Below are 22,250 nucleotides of genomic sequence, written 5' to 3' on the forward strand. Positions count from 1 at the left end.
ATATTCGAAACCTTACTGCAAAACATGAGTTTATTTGAGGAAGTTTTATTGCGAGAGAATGAGCAAACCTAGTTCTATAATTGTTTGTCTTCATTAAGGCCTTAATAAAGACTGTAAAATGTAAAAAAGTATTTGGCCCCACCTTCGCCAAATACTATGATAGCCACACTTGCTATCCAACCTATTAATAAGTACTTTGATATAAATCGATTCGTAATACAGTTTCCCTTTCTTCACTAAATTAAACTGATATTTTTTGTAAGTATATTTTGAAAAGCACTACAGGATTATTGGAGTATTGCAGAATAATGATTTATAAGACCTGGAGAATACTAGATTAAAAATTTGAAAGAGTGGATCGAATGCCAGAAGATAAGGTTTTAAAAAAAGCAGCAAATGCATATGAACTTAATTGGAAACTTCTTACATATGTTGGTGGTAATGTAAATCATGTGTATCAATACCCGGCAGAAAATGGTCAACCTTCAAGGATATTACGTTTGTCAAATCAGAATTGGCGTAATGAAAAAGAAGCATTAGCGGAGCTGCACTTCATAGAATATTTGTTTGATAACGGCGTGTCGGTTCCTAAAATTTTCCCATCTAAAGCAGGGAAATTGGTTGAAAAGGTAACTGATCATTATCATGTTTCTGTTTTTAGCAAAGCTCCCGGTAGAATTCCAACTGAAGAAGACTGGAATGAGAAGATGTTTATTAATTGGGGAAGAATAGTTGGACAGATGCATTTACTTACCAAATCCTATATCCCTCTAAATGAAACCAAAAGACGTGATTGGATAGAGGAACCTTGGATGGATATGATGCGACACTTACCAAGTGAAGAGCCGATTGCTCGGCAAAAAGCTAGAGAGATGTTGAACTGGTTAGAGACTCTTCCAAAAGATAAGAAAAACTACGGTCTTGTCCACTGTGACCTTCATGCACACAACATTTTCGCAACGTTAGATGGTACAATTACAGCTTTTGATTTTGATGATTGCTGCTATCATTGGTTCGCTTATGATATCGCGATAATCCTTTATTCGGTCATCCTTAGATATAACCGACAAGATAACAAGAGTAATACTCTGGATGATAATGTAGCATGGTTCCTTGACTCGTTTCTAAAAGGCTATCAAGAGGTCCACAGTTTCGAAGATTGGTGGCTAAAAGCGATGCCGAAATTACTAAATTATCGCAGGTTGCTAGATTATAATTTTTTACATCAACGCTATAATTGGGATACGGTAGACAGCGAGCGTAAGATAAGATGGTTGCGTCTTAAAGAGGGATTGAAGCGGATAAACCGTTGACAAATTATCCATTTTGAAAAAATATCTATAAAACTAAAGAGCGGGGAAACCGACTCTTTAGTTATTTAACAGAATTTCCTTCAGTGTTTGAGTATCTTCTTTGTCAAATTTTCCTAGAGCATTTTTTTCTCTATCAATAATTGTTGCTGACGCATCTCCCGTATTAAACCATATGAAATATTCAAATAATCTTTCAGGCATATTTTTATCAAACGTGAAGAATAAAGTGGTTTTTGCATCTTCTTCTCGAGCCATTTCCACTTTTGCGTTCTGTTCCCAAACAATTCTTGCAAATACTTCTCTTAATGTCTTAATCTTTTCTTTCTCTGCAATTATAATTTCATTGTCACTATTTTCTTCTGAGAATATTTGAACATCAACTCTAGTTAACTGGTTTAAATCAAAAACTTTAGGCGCTTCATTTGAGCATCCAATAAGAGTTATTAAGAATACAGTAAATATTGATAATCCGAATATATTTTTTTTCATATTAAGAGCCCCCGATAATTTCATTACTCGTTTAATATATATTCGATACTGACTCTTTTAACCCTTTTTAAAGTAGCCATACACTAGTTATATCGTGATGTATTTATGTTTATTCTTTTACTTATCTGCTGAAACCTTTTCAAATTGTTTCCGTATTAAAGTACAAAACAAAATATAGTTTATTAGAAAGGGGAACATATATGTCTGAAAAAGGTTGTATTAAATGTGGAAACAAGGATGCAGGAACAAAGGATGTTGCAATGACTGGAACAGGATTATCTAAAATGTTTGATATTCAACATAATCAGTTCACTGTTGTTTTTTGTAAGAAAGGTGGTTATTCCGAATTCTATAATAAGCAATCATCTACCGGATCAAATATCCTCGATTTATTCTTTGGTTAATTAACAAAATATAATTATAAAAAAAACGGGGCGTAACTACTACGCCCCGTAAATTCTATAAAAATAGTGGTCCCGCAGCTTTCACTCTTACAAGGATTGCGTTTCCTGGTAAGTAAGCGAGAGGGAAATCTTCTAATTGGATAATGTCAATTTTATCTGGGTTTGCTCCTGCTTCAATCGCAGTTTGAATTGCTTCAGCTTTTGCTTCTTCTAAAATTTCTTGATGGCTGCGGTTTTCAAGAGTGTAAATTCTTTCTACCGTTCCGCTAATATCACCGAGCGCAGCACCAATCGCATTTGCGACACTTGCATGTTCAGGACGGATAACTCGACTAGCGCCTTTTAATGTTTCAGGCATGAGTGAAGCACCGCCTCCAACTAACACAACCGGAAGATCTTCGGCACTCGTCTTCATCCGGTCTATTGCGTTTTCCACCATCGTTACGAAATCGGGATAGATATTATCGCATGGGACGGAAGCTACTCGCGAAACGTCCGTGTTTTCAATCTCCATATACCCTGCACCAATCGCGACATCAGTAGTTGTCAATTCATCTCCGCCAAACACAAGCGCTTTTTCAGTCAATTGATAACCGACACTTTCAGGTCCAATTTTCCAAGAATCTCCTTCAAGATATACACGAGTTCCGCCCCCGAAACCGATGGAGTAAATATCTGGCATCCTGTAGTTAGTTCTTACTCCGCCAACTTCCACAGCTAATGATGTTTGACGTGGAAAACTGTTAGATAAAACACCGATATCTGTTGTTGTACCACCGATATCTACAACAATTGCATTCGGTTCTTGGGATAAGTGTGCGGCACCTCTTATCGAATTCGTAGGACCACAAGCGATTGTGAAAATAGGATACTTCTGGGCAAAACTATTCGTCATTAAAGTACCGTCGTTTTGTCCGAGATATATGCTTGCATTAATCCCCTCGTCTTTTAACGCACGTTCAAAACCTTTTGTTACATGGCTAATTGTCGACATTAATGCTGCATTCAAAATCGTTGCATTTTCTCTTTCAATCAGTCCAATAGTACCAATTTCACTCGATAATGAAACAGGGATGCCAGGTAATTCTTTTTCTAAAAAGGAAGCAACTTCTTTTTCTTGATCTCCTAAAACGGGAGAAAATACACCGGAAATCGCAATGGAATCAACTTTTCCGCGAAATTGTTCTGCGACTTGCTTTAATTCATCAAAGTTAAGCTGAGAAATCGGTGAACCGTTAAATTCATATCCTCCATGGACAAGAACTGTCTCGGCTTCAAGTTTCTTAACTAGATCGTCTGGCCAGCCTAATAATGGAGGGACTGTTGATCCGGAAGGTAGACAAATTCGGACTATCCCTACTTTGTTTAAAGCTTTTCTTTCTACAATCGCATTTGTACAATGAGTTGTTCCGAGTGTTGCTACTTTTATTTTATCCGCATTGATGTTTGTGGCTTCTAAAAGTGTCTTGATTGTTTTCTGGATTCCTGTAAAAATATCTTTTGTCGTAGCAGTTTTGGAACTTCCAAGTACTTTATTTTCGCTATTTAATATGACGCCATCTGTATTTGTTCCACCTACATCTATTCCGAGTCTAATCATTTGGAATGCTCCTTTACTAACGTTTCTAGAGGAATATAATCGTATGGGTATTTGAAATAACGCGGCCCTGCCGTTTCAATCCCAATCGGAGTACGCCATTTTTCATGAGCAGGAAAAGCGACAATGACCGCCCTTGCACCATACTTTAATCCTTCCGTCGTAATAGGCATTCCCGTTTCCTCATCCAACACTGCAATTAAATCCGGTGCCATTGCAATCGGTTTTCCGTTCACTTCTGCAAGTAGATGTTCGTTTTGGAAGAAAAGCGTACAGGATTGATTTGCATTTTCGTCAATACCTTCAAAATGAGCTTCACCACGTGTAAAACCGCCTTGTATTCCACGCTGTATATGCATGGCCTTCCCTTTGAAAAGCTTGAAACCGCCAAGAATATCCAACATCTGAACGATAGGGTGAACAGCAGCTGTTCGTTGTTCTTTCAAAAGTGCTCCAATTTGACTAGCTAATGATAACGTTCCAGGGATGACACTTTTTTTGGCTTGTTCACCGGTAATCCCATAGTCACAAACGATGGAGGATCCACCCATAGAAATCGTTACATTCCTAGATAATTTTTCACTCCAGTATCCATCAGCCGGTTCGATTGTTACTGTATTTCCTTGTTCATCCGCAATGGTCACGAAATCAGGTTTTAATCCATCTAAATGAAAGGTAACCATTTGTGCTTCAGGAAAAGCTCGTCCCATCGCATCTCCGTCTAAAATGGGAATTCCGTTCATTGCAGCAACCGCAACAGGGATAAGGGAGTTAACTCCTCCAATTTCTATCGGCATAACCACATCCGTTTTCTTCCCTGTTACTTTTTCAAAAGCTTTTAAAGGAGCGGCCAATTGTTCAAATGAAGGAATTTTTTCAACTAAAACACTTGGGGAACCCATGCCTGATGCCGGAAGCACCCATTGTTCATCCGTTAATTCGTCTACAGTAATAACTTGAACGGGACCATACTTTTTAATGGCAGAAAGAGCCATCATTTTTCCGATATACGGATCTCCGCCTCCGCCAGTTCCAAGAACCGCTGCGCCAATCGCAATATTTTCGATATCTTCTTCGTTTAACCATATCATGTTAGATCGCTCCTTTTTGACCACGTTGTTTAAAGATAAGTAAGAAAATCGCCTGGGAAATAAACGCGATCACAAAACTGTCCAAGGATGGAATCGTTGTAAAAGTGAAAAGCTCCAGTCCAATTGGGGCTTCTGTTGTAAACCAGCTGATCAATGTTCCAAGAGCCCAAGCTGTTAGTGGAAGGAATTTAAATGCTTTATCATTTAAGGTATCAAAAAGCTTTGGTCCACCAATATAGTAATAAGCAGTATAAACTCCACCAATTGGAGCGATGAACAATGTCATGATGCTCAAGAAATTAATAAAATAATCATAAATACCAAGAACTGCTAGAAGTGTTCCTAGGATTCCAGCAACTAAAGTAAGGACTGCTTTGTTTGTACGTGTAAAAATGACAGAAAGACTTAATCCAGATGAATATGCATTGCTCGTATTTGTTGTCCATTGTGCAAGAATTAGCACTAATATTCCTGGAATTCCAAGTCCAACAGTAATCATAATCGTCGTTAAGCTGCTTTCGTCCATAATTCTTGATAAAATCATTGCTACAACAATCATGAAGCTATTTCCGAAGAAAAAGCCAAAGAAGGAAGCTAAAACGGCATCTTTTTTTGTTTTTGCCCACCTTGATACGTCTGGTGAAATGACGGCTCCTGTTACGAAAATACTAATAACTAGAGAAATAGCCATACCAAAAGAAAATACATTTTCTACAGGTGCTTTAAGTTCACTAAGGCCAAATTGCTTAATAGCTAAAATAACGGCTAAAATGACCAGAATTAATAATAAAGGTACTGACCAAGAACTAAGTTTCTCAATCGCACGATATCCAAAAATAGCAGTTGTCATCATTAAGATTCCGCCAATTCCAGCAAGAAGTGGCATTGGAAGCTCCAAGCCCACGGCTCCTTTTACTGCTGCAAAAGCGTTCTCCGCGAAAAATCCAGTTTGTACACCGAACCAGCCAAGCAGTGAAATGGCAATAAATAAGGAGACAAATTTGGCTCCGGAAATCCCAAAGGTAAATCTTGATATCATAGATGTGGAAAGGCCAGTTACTGCTCCTACATAAGCACAAAATGCAGCAAGCACCCCTAAAATAGCTGAACCGATAATTACAGAAAGCAATGCGTCATTAAAGTTCATTCCTTTACCAAGCTCTGCTCCAAAAAGCATTGCTGATAAGTCGATACCAACTGCAATCCAAACGAGGCTTATAGATAACCATTTTTTTCTTTCACTCTCTGGGACTGCTTCTCTAGCGTAATCATTTTGCATTGTAGTTTCCCCCTAATAGAACTTCTAAGATGTGTACCGCTTGTTCGATTTGTACAGATAATTCATCGTCATCGTATAAATTAATTTCCCAAAAAATCCCGTCCAATAATAAGATGAATTTTCGAGTTAGATTTACCGCTTCTTCATCAGAAATTTTGGGATGGTCGCGTTTGATTAGGTGATGCAAAGAATCAATCATCCACTTGTCAAACTTATTCATATGATCATGAAGGAACTTCTTAATTTCTGCTGGTGGGGAAGTGACAAGGGAAATATACGCATTCGTTTCGTTCATATTGTTTTTATGATACTCGACTGTCCCTTTTATCAATGTCGCAAAAATATCCAAGATTGGTTTTTCGTGAACTTCCTCCAATATCGATTGCATACGTTTGAAATGGTCTTCCAATAATTTTTGAAACGCAGCGACGAATAACGACTCTTTATTTTTATAAAAAAAATAAATGGAGGCGGGTTTAATTCCAACCTCTTTCGCGATTTTTTGCATCGTTGCACCATGATAGTTATGAAGCGAATACTGATGAATCGCCGCTTCCAAAATTTTGTCTTTAGTCAAAAAATTCACCACCTAATGATCATTAGGTAAATGATAAAACATGTTCTTTTCTAAATCAAGTACATTTTTATTCATGGAAAGGTATATTTATAATCATTAATTTCTTTCGTTCCATATATCATCTTGTTGAATGCGCATACATACTGTATGATTTTGGTAGACAAAGAGATGCGGGAGGTTCCTAAAAGATGCACATAGTCATTGCAGGAGGAAGTGGTTTTGTTGGGAAAGCACTGCAAGAAAGACTCTTAAAGGATGGTCATGAAGTAACAATCCTAACAAGAAATAAAGAAAAGGTTGCTGAGAAAAATCGTTTACGAGCGGTGGAATGGTTGAATCCAAATAGCAATCCGGAAAAGTATCTTGGGAATGTCGATGCCATTATAAACATAGCGGGTGAGTCGATTAATGGCTTTAGATGGACAAAGACTAAAAAGAAACAAATCATTGAAAGTCGTATCCGCACAACAAGAGAAATTGTAAGAATAATAGGTGAGATGGATCCAAAACCAAAGGTGCTCGTTAATGGATCAGCGGTTGGTTATTACGGCATGTCTGATGAAGATACGTTTACTGAGGAATCAAAGACAGAAGCAAATGATTTTTTAGCTACAGTTGTTAGGAAATGGGAAGAAGAAGCTAAACAAGCTGAAAAGTTTGGTGTTCGGACAGTTTATGCGCGCTTGGGCGTTGTTCTCGGAAAAGGAGGAGCTCTTCCACTCATGGCACTCCCTTATAAAATCGGGGTAGGTGGTCCTGTTGGCTCGGGAAATCAATGGGTGCCTTGGGTTCATCAAGATGACGTAGCGGATTTATTGCTTTTAGCTATTGAAAATGACTCCATTTCTGGTCCTCTAAATGTGACAGCACCGAATCCTGTGAAAAATAATGAATTCGGTAAGACAATTGGACGCGTTCTTCATAGACCGCATTGGATGCCTGTCCCTAGCTTTACGATGAAAATGTTGCTTGGTGAAATGAGTGAGATGCTTTTAAGTGGACAGTGTGTAATTCCGAGAAGAGCACTTCATTCTGGATATACATATCATTATCCTGAGCTGGAACAAGCTTTGGAAAATATTTTACGATAATCCCTAACTCTGCTATACTAGTAATGAAAAATCATATGGAATGTGGGGGTACCGGTGTGGCCGGTTGAGAGTGCATCCTTTAGATGCTGACCCTTTGAACCTGCTCTGGCTCATACCAGCGAAGGGAACATGAATTCATTCATACATAATGAATGTTCTTTCAGATGTCCGGGTTCTAAACCTCGGGCATCTTTTTCGTTTTTGAGGTTCGCTTTCCAGTAACGGAGGGAAAAAGTAGAATGAAAAAATGGTTGGCTAGTTTACTTGTTTTATTATTACTTACGGGTTGTAGTGGTGTAAAAAAGGAAGAGAGTGACGGTTTGAAAAAGGTAACTGTCGTGTTGGACTGGACGCCGAATACGAACCATACAGGTTTATATGTAGCAAAGGAAAAAGGATATTTTAAAGATGAAGGTCTAGATGTGGATATTATAATGCCGGGAGAAGCAGGTGCCGATAATCTTGTTGCCTCTGGAAAATCAGAATTTGGGATAAGCTATCAGGAAAGTATTACGGAAGCCCGCGTTCAGGATGTTCCAATCGTGTCAATCGGGGCAATCATCCAGCATAATACATCTGGGTTTGCTTCACCGGTTGAGAAGAAGATTACTTCCCCGAAAGACTTTGAAGGGAAGACATATGGTGGATGGGGTGCCCCTGTTGAACAGGCTGTGCTCGCTTCTCTCATGAATGTAGATAATGCTGATATTAACAAGCTTGAAATCGTGAATATGGGTGATACTGACTTTTTCACAGCAGTTAAAAGAGATATTGATTTTGCATGGATTTATTTTGCATGGACCGGAGTCGAAGCTGAACTACGCGGAGAAAAAATCAATATGATTTATTTGACGGATTACTCGGATAAACTGGATTATTATACACCGGTTATTTCTACGAATGAGAAGATGATTGAGAAAAATCCAGAAACGGTAAAAGCTTTTATGGCTGCTGCTTCAAAAGGATATAAGTTTTCGATCGAAAATCCTAGCGAATCTGCTGATATTTTAATAAAAGCTGTTCCAGATCTTGATCCTGAGCTCGTGAAGAAAAGTCAAGAATGGCTTGCTTCAAAGTATCAGGATGATGCACCTCGCTGGGGAGAGCAGAAACAAGAAGTCTGGAAAAATTATATGGACTGGATGCTCGAAAAGGGACTTCTTGAAAAAGAAATTGATGTAGAAAAAGCATATACGAATGAATTTTTACCTAAATAGGAGGAATTGCAAATGGCAAACTCACTAATCAGTATACAAATCATCCCTAAAACAAAAAACGGGGAAAGTGTAATTCCATATGTAGATGAGGCTATCAAAGTAATAGATGAGTCAGGTGTGAAATACGAAGTGCATCCTCTTGAAACGACGATGGAAGGCGAATTGACTGAGTTAATGAATATTATTGAGAAAATGAATGCGCGAATGATTGAAATGGGCAGCAGCAATGTCATTTCCCAAGTGAAAATTTTATATCAGCCATCCGGCATTACAATGAATCAGCTGACGGAGAAATACAGCTGATGAGAGTTTTTATAAAAGGATGGAGGCCAGCGTTGGTCCTCCTTTTTTTACTTTTTATTTGGGAAATGGTTGTTAAAATAGCCGATATCCCAGGTTGGCTATTGCCTGCACCTACAGCAATATTGAAAGAAATGATTAGTGGTTTCGACCGTTTTTCTGAGCATTTACTATCTACTATCGTACTTTCGGTAGGAGGATTTATTATCGGGTGTTCAGTAGGGTTGCTCGTTGCAATTCTATTACACTTACTGCCTAAAGTTCAGGAAGCTGTTTATCCACTATTAATTCTTTCGCAAAATGTACCGGTTATCGTATTGGCACCTTTGCTTGTGATTTGGTTTGGCTTTGGAATTTTGCCAAAAATCATCGTCATTACGCTCGTATGTTTTTTCCCTGTTACGATAGCCGCACTCGGCGGTTTTCGAAACACGCCACCTGAAATGAAACATTATTTGTTGATGGCAGGTGCTTCCAAAACACAGATGTTTACAAAATTGGAATGGCCGAATTCACTTCCTTCTTTATTTTCGGGCTTGAAGATATCCGCTACCTATAGTGTGATGGGAGCTGTAATTTCGGAATGGCTTGGAGCGAAGAAAGGAATTGGCGTTTATATGACACTTGCATCCTCATCATTTCACACAGACCGTGTATTTGTTGCTATTTTTATCATCATGATTTTAAGTTTGATGTTTTTTGGTCTTATCTCTTTATGTGAAAAATGGCTTGTCAAGTGGAGAAGAGAGGCGTGATATTGTGGGAATTCTAGAACTTAATCACGTATCCAAAAGCTTTAACGGACGCAAAGTGCTCGATAATATTAGTATAAAAGTTCAAGAAGGTGAGTTTGTCACGATATTAGGTCCTTCTGGTAGTGGAAAAAGTACATTATTTCACTTAATTGGCGGCTTATCCGTTCCCGATGAAGGCTCGATTATGCTTGACGAGAAAAATATAACTGGAAAACGTGGGTTTATTAGCTATATGCCGCAGCAAACCGCTTTATTTCCGTGGAGAAGCGTATTGGAAAATGTATTGCTGGGGCAGGAATTACATGAAAAAAAAGATGTTGAAAAGGCAGCTGCGATGATAGCAAAAGCAGGGCTAAGCGGATATGAAGAAGCCTTGCCAAGTGAATTATCGGGCGGAATGAAACAAAGGGTGGCGTTTATTAGAGCATTGTTAAGCCCTCAATCGCTGATTTGTCTTGATGAACCATTCTCCGCATTAGATGATTTTACTCGACTTGAAATGCATCAATGGCTCTTATCCATTTGGGAAGAATTTAAAAGGACGATTTTATTCGTGACTCACAACATTGATGAGGCCATGTTTCTTTCAGACCGTATCATCGTCTTATCGAGCAATCCAGCTAAAATCATTCATGAGGTAAAAGTTCCATTCAAACGTCCAAGAGAGAATGAATTATTGTTAAAGGACGAATTTTTAGAACTGAAAAAAGAACTTTATCAGGCAATGGGGAGGGCATGAGGATGGAGAAGATTGCAGATGCACATATTCATTTAGACCATTATGCTCAAGATGAAATCCGTTTGATTATGGATGAATTAGACCAAAGTTATTGTACTAATTTGATCTCTGTATCTTTTGACTTGGAGTCTTGTAAGAAAAATTTGAAGTTGGCGAAACAATATTCTCAAGTGAAGCCAGCATTTGGTTTTCACCCAGAACAGGAAATACCTTCTGATCGTGAAATAGCTGAACTTTTAGACTGGATGAATGTACATCAAGATGAGATGGTAGCTGTTGGAGAAGTAGGTTTGCCATATTATTTACGCAGTGAAAATCCAAAGATTTCAATAGATCCATATATACATTTACTAGATGATTTCTTGAAATTTGCAAAGAAATGGGACAAGCCTGTCGTGCTTCATGCTGTATATGAAGATGCCGCTATCGTGTGTGACCTTTTAGAAAAGTATAATATAAAACATGCTCATTTTCATTGGTTCAAAGGAGATTCAATTACGATTGAACGCATGATCAAAAATGGCTATTTTATTTCAATTACTCCGGATGTTTTATATGAAGAGGAAATCAAGCGGCTTGTTCTAAAATATCCATTAAATCAAATGATGGTAGAAACAGATGGGCCATGGCTTTTCGAAGGGGAATTTGCAGGAAAGATGACACACCCGTCTATGATTCACGAGTCAGTTAAGGCGATTTCAAAGCTTAAAAATGAAGACCTATCCTTCGTGTATAAAAGATTATATGAAAATACGAAAATGTTTTATCGATTATAAAATATCTTGCTTTTTTGAAAAAGGGTAAATCCTCTCTTTTTTGCTAAAATAATAATGGCTATTTAAGAGAGAGGTGTATTGATGATGAAAAGAAAATCTCAATTGATGAGAGTTTGGGAATATGTTCAGATCATGTTTGGGGCAACCCTCGTCGGTCTTTCATATAATATGTTTTTACTGCCATCTAAGCTTGCAGCTGGTGGTGTTTCTGGTATTAGTACCCTACTATTTGAAGTATTTCGCTGGAACCCGGCCCTTGTACAAATTAGCATTAATTTACCGTTATTTATCATTGGTCTTCTTATATTAGGTAAAGATTTCAGTGCCAAAACATTAGTCGGTACAGTATTTGTTCCTTTCTCCATCTGGCTAACACAAGGGATGGACCTACATATTAAGGAACCAATGTTAGGTGCAATTTATGGTGGAATCGTCCTAGGAGTCGGCCTCGGGATCGTATATCGAGGAGGTGGTTCAACAGGAGGAACCGCGATGATTGCACAATTGTTAAAAAAATACACGGGTTTATCAAGTGGTTTTTCTCAGTTGCTCGTAGATGGGATTGTTGTCACGGCATCGGCTTTTATTTTCAATCTAGAACTGGCCTTGTTTGCGATGATTTCCATTTATGTAACTAGTAAAGTAATCGATTTTGTTCAATTGCAAACCTCTCCTACAAAACTCGTACTGATCATTACTGAAAAAGAAGAAATGATTCAACGCATTATTCGCGAAGAGATAGATCGTGGCCTGACAAAAGTGAAATCTCTTGGTGGATACACGAATAAAGAAAGAACGATGATTTTATGTGTCGTTGAGCAATCGGAAGCCGTATATTTAAAGAAAGTTCTTCAAGAACAAGAACCGACCTCTTTTGTAATTTTCCTAAACGCATCTGAAATACTTGGAAGGGGCTTTTCAAAAGAAAAATTGTTTGGCGGCGACATCGATGCAGAATCACCTCAGAAGTAAATGTTTCAATCCCCCTCATGAAGGAAAAAGAAAGAGTAAAAGTGGAGGGATGAAGATGAGTCACGAGCCAACTCAAAACAAGATCGATAGAGCGAAGACCCTGGATGAACGGAATGATAAAGACAAGGCATTCAAGGAAGATTCAGAAAAGCAGGCCCAGCGTGATCAATTGCTTATGCCGGTCGATGATATATCGAATGAGCTTGTCGAAGAGCGAGAAAAAAATGAGCAGGAAAAAAGAGAATCGAAGTCATCGAAAGAATTATGAGAATGTCTTACTGAAGGACCCAAAACCGGGTCCTTTTGCTTTATGATATTTTCCAGGCAGGAATTAATGAGTGAAACTTAAAAAAGTAACTCATTATCACGTGAATACCTGTGTAGATCGCAAGTATTGTTACATACGTAAGAAACCAAACATGGATAGGTTTTTGTAAAAACAGAAATAGCAAAAACATCCCAACAGGAAAAGGTACTAGCACAATAAGCCATATAGGCGCACGTAAAGCTTCAGTAATGGCGCCTAAGGAAACGACAGAAGCTCCAATGAGAAGAGCTTGCCAAAAAATGATTCCATTTTTAAGTAAGTGGCTCCCTAAAAAATAGGAGAGTGAAGTTAGTAGAATTGATAAGACAAAACTAATAAAATAACCCATTTCATATCTCCCCTTTTTTAGGATTTCTGTTTCTTACGATTTTACCACAATTATCCATAAAAGTTTGAATTTTTAAATTAAATGAACAAGTAGCGGGGGATATATATAGTAAAAAATGTAGCTTTGAACACTTCAAAGGGATAAACATCGTAAAAGAGGTGTGCACTTTGTCCGATTGAATGCTTCAAAGGGACAAACACCATGAAAAAAGAGTGCACTTTGTCCGATTGAACGCTTCAAAGGGACAAATACCATGAAAAAGGAGTGCACTTTGTCCGATTGAACGCTTCAAAGGGACAAACACCATGAAAAAGGAGTGCACTTTGTCCGATTAAACGCTTCAAAGGGACAAACACCATGAAAAGGAGAGCACTTTGTCCGATTGAAAGTCCCATTTTACAACAATTGTGAAAAGGTGATTGCCAGGTTATTTTAAATAGGTAATCGTGATTTCAATCCTTAAAAAGGGTGCGCACAGTCACGATAATACATTTCATCGTGCCTTTAATTATCAAAAGATACGCCACAGTCACTTTGATATAGTCTCGCAGTTTGGATCGCCTATAATAAATTCTATTCACAACTTTATTTCAAAAACAAAAATAAAATTTAAATAATATCTTGACATTCTATTTTCAAACGGATAAGATGATAAATAATTCAAACTTAATGAATATTTCAGGCATTGACGAAGAATAGTAGCTGTTTTTTCGCACTATAGAGAGCTGGTGGTAGGTGCAAACCAGTGTGCAGAAATGGTGAATGGGCTTCTGAGCCTCCAAACCGAAACTTTTCAAGAAAGCAGTAGGCTTTGGCGCATAGGTCTTCGCGTTAGTAAGACAGGTAATAAGCATAACGCTTGTTGCTGATAAAGTGAGCTAATTTTTTGGCTAATAAAGGTGGTACCACGGGTTCCTCGTCCTTTGGATGAGGGCCCTTTTTGTATTTTTTTAAAATAAATGTAAATCGTCGATTAAGAGGAGTACACTTGGAATGTTGTAAAAGAGAGCCGGTGATGGTGGAAATCCGGTACAAACGACCTTGTGGAATGGGCTTAAGAGAGAGTTCCTGAATTCAAAAGTAGGGAAATCCGGATTCCTCCGTTAACAGGATAGAGTATCGGACTATTTTTCGCTGTCTAGCGCAAGCAGCCGTCGACTAGCAAACTTCTTGTCCTTTTCCCTACGATAAGTCAACATCGATTCGCCTTGACAGGCTCATCGTGTTTCCTTTATCTCAGTCAAAGGTCCTGAAGTTTGTACGTCGATGAGCAAGGCGCTTCTGCTTTTCCGTGTCCCGTACTTGATGAGATGAAGATAAAATCAATCTTCAATAGAGGTGGCACCGCGGACTTATCGCCCTCTGTAAACACAAAACTAACATGTGTTTGCAGAGGGCTTTTTTATATTCAAAATTTGAGAGGAGTATAAACATGAAACTATATTTACAAAAGTTGATGAGCGGCGAACATTTAACGATGACTGAAATGATAGAAGCAGCAAGAATGCTATTTTCTGGAGAAACTTCCGAAAGTGAAGCAGGAGCATTACTTGGTTTACTTGCATTAAAAGGTGAGACCGCAGATGAAATAGCGGGATTGGTTCATGCGTTACGTGAAAAGTCACCTGCCATTTTATCGATGAAAGATAGTGTAATGGATAACTGTGGTACTGGTGGGGATGGTTCTAGTAGTTTCAACATTAGTACGACCTCGGCATTTGTCTTGGCAGGTGCTGGGATTAAGGTAGCGAAGCACGGAAATCGAAGTGTTTCTAGTCAAACTGGAAGTGCGGATGTACTTGAATATTTAGGAGTCACACTTGACAACAGACCTGAGGAAACAGAAGAACTACTTTCTGAAAATGGAATTGCCTTTTTATTTGCACCACATGTACATCCGGCTATGAAAGCTGTCATGAAAGTAAGGCGTGATCTTAGAGTTCCAACGATTTTCAATTTGATCGGACCATTGACAAATCCAGTTGAGTTGGATACGCAGTTATTAGGAATTTATCGTCGCGACAAATTAAGTCTAATGGGTGAAGTTTTAAAACAGCTTGGAAGAAAACGAGCGGTTGTCATCAATGGAGCAGGTTATCTTGATGAAGGTTCACTTTCTGGAGAAAATCATCTAGTTATTCTTGAGAATGGAGAGTTAAACTCTATAACATTAAAACCGGAACATGTAGGTCTCCCAATGTATTCAAATGAAGAAATTATGGGTGGAGATGCAGAACGAAATGCACATATTATGATGAGTGTTCTTCGTGGAGATGATGGGCCATTCCGTGACACAGTTCTACTAAATGCCGGAATTGGTATTTATGCGAATGGAAAAGTGAATTCCATCCAAGAAGGAATCGAAAAGGCGAAAGAAAGTATTGATTCTGGATCTGCTTTAGCAAAATTAGAATACCTCATTGAAAGAAGCCAACATACGAAGCAAGGAGTGCTATAAATTGACGATTTTAGATAAAATTATTGAACAGAAAAAAGTAGAAGTCCAAGAATTGAAGGTAATCTATAGTGTTCAACAATCGGAAAACGCAAAAAAACGACCTTCATTATATGAGAGTTTCAAGAATTTAGAGAATATAGGCGTGATTGCAGAAGTAAAGCGTGCTTCTCCTTCAAAAGGTGTCATTAATGATGAGGTAAATCCAGTTGCACAGGCAATAGCTTATGAAAAAGCTGGTGCTGGAGCAATATCTGTTTTAACAGACCGACAATTTTTCAAAGGGTCTATGGCTGATCTTTCTGCGGTTTCAGAAGCAGTGAATCTTCCATTACTTTGCAAGGATTTCATGATTGATGAAGTGCAAATTGATGTTGCGAAAGACCATGGGGCCAGTGTCATTCTCCTTATCGCTGCAGCCCTTCCAGAAGAAAGGCTTCGTGAGCTATACCAATATGCTAGATCTAAAGAATTAGATGTTTTATTCGAAGTCCATGATGAAGAAGAAGCGGAAATGGCACTTCGAATTGGCGCCCGCATAATAGGGATCAATAATCGAAATTTAAAAACATTTGAAGTTGATTTGGGAGTGACAGAGCGTGTTGCATCCATATTAAAAGATGCAAATTGCTTGCTTGTTAGCGAAAGTGGGATCCGCACAAAGGAAGATGTAGAACAAGTATCACAAGCCGGGGCAAAAGCAATTTTAGTCGGAGAAACGTTGATGAGATCACCGAATATCACTGACACGATGAATGAAATCCGTATTCCCCTTACTAAGGCGGTGAAGTAATTGAAAGTGAAAATTTGCGGCATTATGTCAGAAGAAGCTGCTCTTGCTGCAAGTGAAGCCGGTGCCGATTTTCTAGGATTTGTTTTTGCAGAGAGTAAAAGAAAAATCACTCCAGAAAGTGCAGCACTTATTATTCAAAGAGTGCAACAGAACGTAAAATCCGTTGGAGTTTTCGTCAATGAATCATATGAAAATATTATCAGAATTGCCGGGATTGCCAAACTTGATTATATTCAGCTGCACGGGGACGAGTCACCAGAATTTTGCAAGAGTTTGCCCTATCCCGTTATAAAGGCATTTTCTATTAAGGAACAAGATGATATTAAACAACTAGCGAAATATGATTGCGAGTATTTTTTAGTAGATAGTCCGGGAGTGAAATACCGTGGAGGAAGCGGAATTCCATTTGATTGGAGTCTTCTTGAACATTTAGACATACCACGAGAAAAAATCATTTTAGCTGGCGGACTTGATAGCGAAAATGTAAAAAAAGCTATAACAACAGTAAAACCAGCTATTGTTGATGTATCTAGTGGCGTAGAAACAAACGGAGTAAAAGACTTAAGAAAAATTCAAGAATTTTTAGCAACAGCGAAAATAGAGGAGCGTGAAGACATTGGCAGTTTACACATCACCTGATATAAAAGGAAGATATGGTCAATTCGGAGGTAAATTTGTTCCGGAAACATTAATGACAGCCGTATTGGAATTAGAACAAGAATATGAAAAAGCAATCGCTGATACAGAATTTCAGAAAGAAATGGATCATTATTTAAAACAATATATTGGTAGAGAAACTCCATTATACTATGCCGAAAATTTAACGAAGCTAGTCGGTGGACCGAAAATTTATTTGAAACGTGAGGATTTAAATCATACTGGAGCTCACAAGATTAACAATACGATTGGTCAGGCACTTTTGACACTCCGCATGGGGAAAAAGAAGGTTGTCGCTGAAACAGGAGCAGGCCAACATGGTGTGGCAACAGCGACTGTCTGTGCTCTTCTTGGTTTGGAATGCATCGTTTTCATGGGTGAAGAAGATATTCGCCGCCAACAATTGAATGTGTTTAGAATGGAGCTTTTAGGTGCTGAAGTAAGAAGTGTTTCGCAAGGAAGCGGGACATTAAAGGATGCTGTAAATGAGGCTCTTCGTTATTGGGTTACAAATGTAGAAGATACCCACTATATTTTGGGTTCTGTTGTAGGACCTCATCCTTTTCCAAGGATTGTACGCGATTTTCAGAGTGTTATCGGAAGTGAAACGAAGAAACAAATGTTAGAGCAAGAAGGGAAGCTACCTGATGCCGTTGTCGCTTGTATTGGTGGCGGAAGTAATGCAATGGGGATGTTTTATCCATTCATTGAAGATGAGGAAGTAAAAATATATGGAGTGGAAGCGGCAGGTTCTGGAATTGAAACTGGTAAGCACGCAGCGGTCTTGACGGATGGAAAAGCAGGAGTTTTGCACGGAACGCTTACGTATCTTTTGCAAGACGAGCATGGTCAAATTCAAAGTGCCCATTCCATTTCAGCAGGGCTTGATTATCCAGGAGTGGGACCAGAACATTCTTATTTAAAAGATATAGGACGAGTAACATATACATCAGCAACAGATAAAGAAGCATTGGAAGCTTTTCAACTGCTCGCTAAAAAAGAAGGAATCATCCCTGCTTTAGAAAGCTCCCATGCAGTTGCATATGCATTAAAGCTCGCGAAAGAAATGAAGGAATCCGAAACCCTTGTTGTTTGTTTATCAGGTCGAGGAGACAAGGATGTAGATACGGTTAGAGATGCAATAGGAGGTGCAATCAATGGGTAAATCAAAAATCGCTTCAGCTTTTAAAGCAGTGTTGGATAAAGGTGACAAAGCATTTGTTCCATATATTATGGCCGGTGATGGCGGGGTCGAACAATTACAAGAACAAATTCTATTTTTAGAAAAAAGCGGTGCTACCGTAGTGGAGCTCGGTATTCCTTTTTCAGATCCAGTTGCGGATGGTCCCGTCATCCAGGAAGCGGGAATAAGATCACTTGCAAGTGGAACGACATTGGATGGAGTACTCGAGAGTTTACTTAAATGGAAAGAAGAAAGAACGATTCCAATCGTTTTGATGACATACTTCAATTTAATTTATTCATATGGAGTTGAACGATTTGCGCAGCGTTGTCAAGAGGTAGGAGTGGATGGCTTAATAATTCCTGACTTACCTTATGAAGAGGACGAAATGGTTGCTCCTATATTTTCCGAGTATGAGCTTGCGTTAATTCACCTTGTCGCACCTACTAGTCCGCAAAGTAGAATAGAACAAATCGCAAAACAAACGGAAGGCTTCCTTTATGCTGTAACCGTTAAAGGTACAACAGGAGTCAGAAATGAATATGAAGATGGACTAGCTTCATATTTACAACAATTAAAAACATATTCATCTGTTCCGGTTTTAGCTGGCTTCGGTGTATCATCGCCCGAAGCAGTAAGGGAATTGGGTGATTATTGTGATGGAGTGATTGTTGGAAGTAAAATCGTTGACCTCCTATTTAGAGGGGAAAGAGGAGAAATAAAGAATCTTATTGCTGCTTCTAAAAAAAGTACAGTCCAATCGTGATGTTTTTCTTCCGAAATAGTGGGTAAATATTACTCAAAGTCAAAAAAAGGAGGCAAATTCTAATGTCTAAAAATATTAACCCGCTATTATGGTTAGGACTAGGAATTGCCGGGGCTTCCTATTTATCAAAAACAGAAAATAGGGAGAAAGTGATGGAGCTTTATCAATCGGTAAAGGGAAAAGTGGTAGACTTTTTATGTGAACAAAATCCTAGTGCTTGCCAAGATCTTTTAGAAAAAGCAGGGAACCCTAATCCTCACGATTTAGGCGATACGCGAATGGTTGGCGAAGGTGCCATGTATGCAGTTGATTATTATAATAAGGAAGAACAACAGGAATAAAAGAATGGCCTTTCTCTTTTCTAAAGAGAAGGGCTTGTTTTTTTTGTCATAAATATTTTTTCATAGAAATATAGTGTTATGATATAACTGTATTCACATATTCGAGAGGAACACAAAGATGAAACGGAAACTATTAAAACTAATCTTATTTATCGCTTTTATATGGGCTTTTTTATACATAAACAATTCTTGGTTACAAACTTCAAAGTATGAAGTAGTTTCTGAACGCATCCCAAAGGCATTTGATGGCGTAAAAATTGTACAAATATCAGATTTACATGATGCAACTTTCGGTGAAAAACAATCCAGGCTAGTTGAGAATGTAAAAAATTTAGATCCTGATTTTGTGTTTTTAACGGGGGATTTCATTGATAGTAATCGATATGATTTACAAAACAGTTTGAACTTTGTAAAGCAAATTACTCCATTTACAGATGTATTCTATGTAACTGGTAATCACGAAGTTGCTGTTAATAAAATTGACGAAATTACTCAGGCATTGAAGGAATTAGGGGTTCACGTTCTTATGGATGAGTCTGCGGAAATTGAGAAGGCGGGAGAATCACTCCTTATTGCTGGAGTCCAGGATCCATTGATAAAAGCGATCTACCCGCCAGAGGAGGTCGTTGCAGAAGAAATAGATCACGCAATAGATAAGCAGAAAGATTCTTTTAAACTTCTGCTATCTCATAGACCAGAAGTTTTCGATGTATATGCGGAAAAAGAAATTGATATCGTTTTTACTGGTCATGCTCATGGCGGCCAGGTCCGAATTCCAGGAGTTGGTGGCCTAATTGCCCCGGGACAAGGCTGGTTTCCAAAATACACTGCTGGAATGCATGAACAAGGGACGACTAAGATGGTTGTAAGCCGTGGATTAGGAAACAGTATTATTCCATATAGGATTTTAAATAGACCTGAAATCGTGATGGTAACATTAAAGAATTCTTAATAGGAAATTAGAGTTGCTTATGAACATATAGGCAACTTTTTTTGTTGATTTTTATGAACTGGAATTTATATTAACCAAAATTAAATTTAAGATAAAAAGAGTTAGAGTGGGTATTAATTCTTATTAAAGAAAGCGCAAAAAAACAATTTTAACTACTTTTGTTCTATTCCAATAGAAATGATTCTTTAAAAAGAACGGATGTTATTTTCGACACAATATTATAAAAAGCTTTAAAATCCTTCTATGAATACTTTGAAAATTAAAATATAGAAACTTTTTTATCTGTCTTTTTGAGGAAATGTGGTAACTATTATAGAAAAGGCACGTTCATTTATTTTTTTGATAGGCAAAAAGTAACACTTTATATAGATAGATATCGATATTATTAATTAAGTATCAATTCCTATTCGATAAAGAGAAAAGGTAAAAAGTCATAGTGTATTGGGAGGAATTAAATTCATTAGGGGGTATGGATTTGGGAAAAGGGAAAGGTTACATAATAGAAATGGATCGCGATTGGATAACCTTAATACTTGAAGCTAAAAAGATGGGAATTGGCAAAGAGGATATAAAGAATTTTTTTAAGGAAAAACATAAAAAGAAATTACATACTAAGCGCTAAATTAAAAGCATTTCTAAGAACAAGACGTTCTTAAAAGAAATGTTTTTTCTTTTTCATTAATATTCCAATTTGTATATTTTCTAACGATAATTGGCATCCTTTCATTAAGCAATAAACATCAAGGAGGACCTTCGGAATGCTTAATCTTATTATGAAATTAATCATTTGCCCAATTATTGTTCTTATCGCAGCTAACTTTTTAACAAATGTAAATTTTTCGTATGTATATCAGCCTATTATTATTGGTTTTACATTGGCCATTATAGGTTATATGATGGAAATAGCTATACTAAATAAGGGGACCTTTTGGATTAGTAATACCGTAGATTTTGTTATTTCTGCGCTTACAATCTATTTTGTTTCGTATTTCTTTGTTGGTGCGGACGTAACAGTTGGTGGTGCCTTATTGACAGCTGCACTTTTAACTGTTGTAGAGTTTTTTGTACATTTATGGCTGATTCGTTCTGGAAGAGCGAGAAAAGAACCCACAATATAAGAAGAACAGGAAAATCCCTCACAAGCTTTATTCAGTGAGGGATTTTCATTTACAGCATTTTTAATGCGAGCTCTATTTCCTTATCACCTGATAAAAGCTCCATAACTTTATTTTTAGCATTATCAATTTCAAGGGAAGCAGCCAGTACATGAGCAACATCGCCACGTGGGATGGAACGTTCATCCATTAGTTCTATTTTTTCTGCTAGCTCCACTTTCCCTGTAGCTCTATCATGTGTTAATCGTCCAGGTCTAACGATTGTATACGTTAATCCACTGTTTTGTAAGTGATCATCTGCGATTTTTTTTGCTTTTAAATAATGCTCAATAGGTCCTTGTGGGTCATCTGCGCCAATTGAGCTTAGCATTACAAAATGTTGAACTCCACTTGATTTTGCTGCATCAATAAGCTTAATGGCCCCTTCTTGGTCAACAGCAATCGTTTTTTCTGGTCCTGTTTTGGATCCTGAACCTGCTGCAAATATTATGGCATCCATGCCGTTAGTAACACGGCCAATGTCTTCTTCCAGATCCGATACAACTACTTCAACCGCACCTATTTCCATCAGATCTTTTTCCTGATTTTCGTTTCTCACCATTGCATAAGGATGATGGTCACTGTTGTTAGCCAAATATTCTACGAGCAACCGTCCGGTATGTCCATTTGCACCGACAACTAATACCTTCATTTCAATGATCGCTCCTTTTCACTTATAAGACCTAATATTGT

At 38.0% G+C, this 22,250-nt stretch carries 26 protein-coding genes, 1 riboswitch and 2 other annotated features; of the genes, 19 read left to right on the forward strand and 7 right to left on the reverse strand.

Annotation, left to right across the window (positions count from 1 at the left end; genetic code table 11):
• Nucleotides 1-362: 362 nt before the first annotated feature.
• Complete coding sequence (locus MT489_RS13315) at nucleotides 363-1,313, forward strand: phosphotransferase enzyme family protein (RefSeq protein WP_244682053.1); 951 nt, start codon at nucleotides 363-365, stop codon at nucleotides 1,311-1,313.
• 57 nt (nucleotides 1,314-1,370) lie between these two features.
• Here MT489_RS13315 and MT489_RS13320 read toward each other — a convergent pair whose 3' ends face one another.
• Nucleotides 1,371-1,802, reverse strand: a complete 432-nt coding sequence (locus tag MT489_RS13320) for a hypothetical protein (RefSeq protein ID WP_244682054.1) — start codon at nucleotides 1,800-1,802, stop codon at nucleotides 1,371-1,373.
• 200 nt (nucleotides 1,803-2,002) lie between these two features.
• On the opposite strand from MT489_RS13320, the gene MT489_RS13325 reads away from it, so the two are divergent.
• Nucleotides 2,003-2,206, forward strand: coding sequence for a zinc ribbon domain-containing protein (locus tag MT489_RS13325; RefSeq protein WP_244682055.1), 204 nt, complete (start codon nucleotides 2,003-2,005; stop codon nucleotides 2,204-2,206).
• 55 nt (nucleotides 2,207-2,261) lie between these two features.
• On the opposite strand, the gene MT489_RS13330 is transcribed toward MT489_RS13325, so the two are convergent.
• From MT489_RS13330 to MT489_RS13345, 4 genes are read right to left on the reverse strand one after another with little or no spacing between them, the layout of a single operon-like run.
• Entirely contained in the window at nucleotides 2,262-3,806 is a 1,545-nt protein-coding gene (locus MT489_RS13330; protein ID WP_244682056.1) for a hydantoinase/oxoprolinase family protein, read from the reverse strand.
• Nucleotides 3,803-4,894 carry an S-methyl thiohydantoin desulfurase family protein gene (locus MT489_RS13335; protein WP_244682057.1) on the reverse strand — a complete coding sequence of 364 codons (1,092 nt, stop codon included), beginning with the start codon at nucleotides 4,892-4,894 and terminating at the stop codon, nucleotides 3,803-3,805. Before MT489_RS13335 ends, MT489_RS13330 begins: the two co-directional genes overlap by 4 nt.
• Nucleotide 4,895: 1 nt before the next feature.
• Nucleotides 4,896-6,173 carry a cytosine permease gene (locus MT489_RS13340; protein ID WP_244682058.1) on the reverse strand — a complete coding sequence of 426 codons (1,278 nt, stop codon included), beginning with the start codon at nucleotides 6,171-6,173 and terminating at the stop codon, nucleotides 4,896-4,898.
• The gene (locus MT489_RS13345; RefSeq protein WP_244682059.1) at nucleotides 6,163-6,750 is read right to left on the reverse strand and encodes a TetR/AcrR family transcriptional regulator; all 588 of its coding nucleotides are present in this window, start codon (nucleotides 6,748-6,750) and stop codon (nucleotides 6,163-6,165) included. Before MT489_RS13345 ends, MT489_RS13340 begins: the two co-directional genes overlap by 11 nt.
• 188 nt (nucleotides 6,751-6,938) lie before the next feature.
• On the opposite strand from MT489_RS13345, the gene MT489_RS13350 reads away from it, so the two are divergent.
• The 8 genes from MT489_RS13350 to MT489_RS13385 all read left to right on the forward strand — a co-directional run bounded on the left by MT489_RS13350 (nucleotide 6,939) and on the right by MT489_RS13385 (nucleotide 12,868).
• The gene (locus MT489_RS13350) at nucleotides 6,939-7,841 is read left to right on the forward strand and encodes a TIGR01777 family oxidoreductase (protein ID WP_244682060.1); all 903 of its coding nucleotides are present in this window, start codon (nucleotides 6,939-6,941) and stop codon (nucleotides 7,839-7,841) included.
• A gap of 34 nt (nucleotides 7,842-7,875) precedes the next feature.
• Nucleotides 7,876-7,985: riboswitch (TPP riboswitch) on the forward strand.
• 95 nt (nucleotides 7,986-8,080) lie between these two features.
• Nucleotides 8,081-9,058 carry an ABC transporter substrate-binding protein gene (locus tag MT489_RS13355; RefSeq protein ID WP_244682061.1) on the forward strand — a complete coding sequence of 326 codons (978 nt, stop codon included), beginning with the start codon at nucleotides 8,081-8,083 and terminating at the stop codon, nucleotides 9,056-9,058.
• A 12-nt stretch (nucleotides 9,059-9,070) separates the two neighbouring features.
• A complete protein-coding gene (locus tag MT489_RS13360) occupies nucleotides 9,071-9,361 on the forward strand; it encodes an MTH1187 family thiamine-binding protein (protein WP_244682062.1) in 291 nt (96 codons plus the stop codon).
• Nucleotides 9,361-10,113 carry an ABC transporter permease gene (locus MT489_RS13365; RefSeq protein ID WP_244682063.1) on the forward strand — a complete coding sequence of 251 codons (753 nt, stop codon included), beginning with the start codon at nucleotides 9,361-9,363 and terminating at the stop codon, nucleotides 10,111-10,113. Before MT489_RS13360 ends, MT489_RS13365 begins: the two co-directional genes overlap by 1 nt.
• A 4-nt stretch (nucleotides 10,114-10,117) precedes the next feature.
• Nucleotides 10,118-10,852 carry an ABC transporter ATP-binding protein gene (locus MT489_RS13370; protein WP_244682064.1) on the forward strand — a complete coding sequence of 245 codons (735 nt, stop codon included), beginning with the start codon at nucleotides 10,118-10,120 and terminating at the stop codon, nucleotides 10,850-10,852.
• A gap of 2 nt (nucleotides 10,853-10,854) precedes the next feature.
• Nucleotides 10,855-11,628: a TatD family hydrolase gene (locus MT489_RS13375; RefSeq protein ID WP_244682065.1), complete on the forward strand. Its 774-nt coding sequence runs from the start codon at nucleotides 10,855-10,857 to the stop codon at nucleotides 11,626-11,628.
• Nucleotides 11,629-11,709: 81 nt separating this feature from the next.
• A complete protein-coding gene (locus tag MT489_RS13380) occupies nucleotides 11,710-12,600 on the forward strand; it encodes a YitT family protein (protein WP_244682066.1) in 891 nt (296 codons plus the stop codon).
• Between the two features lie 55 nt (nucleotides 12,601-12,655).
• Nucleotides 12,656-12,868, forward strand: a complete 213-nt coding sequence (locus MT489_RS13385; protein ID WP_244682067.1) for a hypothetical protein — start codon at nucleotides 12,656-12,658, stop codon at nucleotides 12,866-12,868.
• A gap of 40 nt (nucleotides 12,869-12,908) precedes the next feature.
• Here MT489_RS13385 and MT489_RS13390 read toward each other — a convergent pair whose 3' ends face one another.
• Nucleotides 12,909-13,256: a hypothetical protein gene (locus MT489_RS13390; RefSeq protein ID WP_244682068.1), complete on the reverse strand. Its 348-nt coding sequence runs from the start codon at nucleotides 13,254-13,256 to the stop codon at nucleotides 12,909-12,911.
• A gap of 676 nt (nucleotides 13,257-13,932) precedes the next feature.
• Nucleotides 13,933-14,183: a binding site (T-box leader), on the forward strand.
• 33 nt (nucleotides 14,184-14,216) lie between these two features.
• Nucleotides 14,217-14,622: a binding site (T-box leader), on the forward strand.
• A gap of 66 nt (nucleotides 14,623-14,688) precedes the next feature.
• Between MT489_RS13390 and trpD the strand changes: the two genes are divergently transcribed.
• The 9 genes from trpD (at nucleotide 14,689) to MT489_RS13435 (ending at nucleotide 21,521) form a co-directional block, all read left to right on the forward strand.
• Nucleotides 14,689-15,714, forward strand: a complete 1,026-nt coding sequence (trpD, locus tag MT489_RS13395; protein ID WP_244682069.1) for an anthranilate phosphoribosyltransferase — start codon at nucleotides 14,689-14,691, stop codon at nucleotides 15,712-15,714.
• Between the two features lies 1 nt (nucleotide 15,715).
• Nucleotides 15,716-16,504: an indole-3-glycerol phosphate synthase TrpC gene (gene trpC, locus MT489_RS13400; protein WP_244682070.1), complete on the forward strand. Its 789-nt coding sequence runs from the start codon at nucleotides 15,716-15,718 to the stop codon at nucleotides 16,502-16,504.
• A 6-nt stretch (nucleotides 16,505-16,510) separates the two neighbouring features.
• Nucleotides 16,511-17,143, forward strand: a complete 633-nt coding sequence (locus MT489_RS13405) for a phosphoribosylanthranilate isomerase (RefSeq protein WP_307416285.1) — start codon at nucleotides 16,511-16,513, stop codon at nucleotides 17,141-17,143.
• Entirely contained in the window at nucleotides 17,121-18,326 is a 1,206-nt protein-coding gene (gene trpB, locus MT489_RS13410; RefSeq protein WP_244682072.1) for a tryptophan synthase subunit beta, read from the forward strand. Before MT489_RS13405 ends, trpB begins: the two co-directional genes overlap by 23 nt.
• Nucleotides 18,319-19,110, forward strand: a complete 792-nt coding sequence (gene trpA, locus MT489_RS13415; protein ID WP_244682073.1) for a tryptophan synthase subunit alpha — start codon at nucleotides 18,319-18,321, stop codon at nucleotides 19,108-19,110. The genes trpB and trpA overlap by 8 nt, the downstream gene beginning before the upstream one ends.
• Nucleotides 19,111-19,172: 62 nt before the next feature.
• Complete coding sequence (locus tag MT489_RS13420) at nucleotides 19,173-19,451, forward strand: hypothetical protein (RefSeq protein WP_244682074.1); 279 nt, start codon at nucleotides 19,173-19,175, stop codon at nucleotides 19,449-19,451.
• A gap of 118 nt (nucleotides 19,452-19,569) precedes the next feature.
• Nucleotides 19,570-20,403, forward strand: a complete 834-nt coding sequence (locus MT489_RS13425; protein ID WP_244682075.1) for a metallophosphoesterase — start codon at nucleotides 19,570-19,572, stop codon at nucleotides 20,401-20,403.
• A gap of 475 nt (nucleotides 20,404-20,878) precedes the next feature.
• A complete protein-coding gene (locus MT489_RS13430) occupies nucleotides 20,879-21,025 on the forward strand; it encodes an anti-repressor SinI family protein (protein WP_244682076.1) in 147 nt (48 codons plus the stop codon).
• Nucleotides 21,026-21,161: 136 nt separating this feature from the next.
• On the forward strand, nucleotides 21,162-21,521 hold the full coding sequence (locus tag MT489_RS13435) for a DUF2512 family protein (protein ID WP_244682077.1): 360 nt from the start codon (nucleotides 21,162-21,164) through the stop codon (nucleotides 21,519-21,521).
• A 49-nt stretch (nucleotides 21,522-21,570) separates the two neighbouring features.
• On the opposite strand, the gene MT489_RS13440 is transcribed toward MT489_RS13435, so the two are convergent.
• Nucleotides 21,571-22,209: an SDR family oxidoreductase gene (locus tag MT489_RS13440; RefSeq protein WP_244682078.1), complete on the reverse strand. Its 639-nt coding sequence runs from the start codon at nucleotides 22,207-22,209 to the stop codon at nucleotides 21,571-21,573.
• Nucleotides 22,210-22,250 lie beyond the last annotated feature (41 nt).

This window comes from Lederbergia wuyishanensis (assembly GCF_022900255.1).
Taxonomy (GTDB): Bacteria; Bacillota; Bacilli; order Bacillales; family Bacillaceae_C; genus Lederbergia; species Lederbergia wuyishanensis.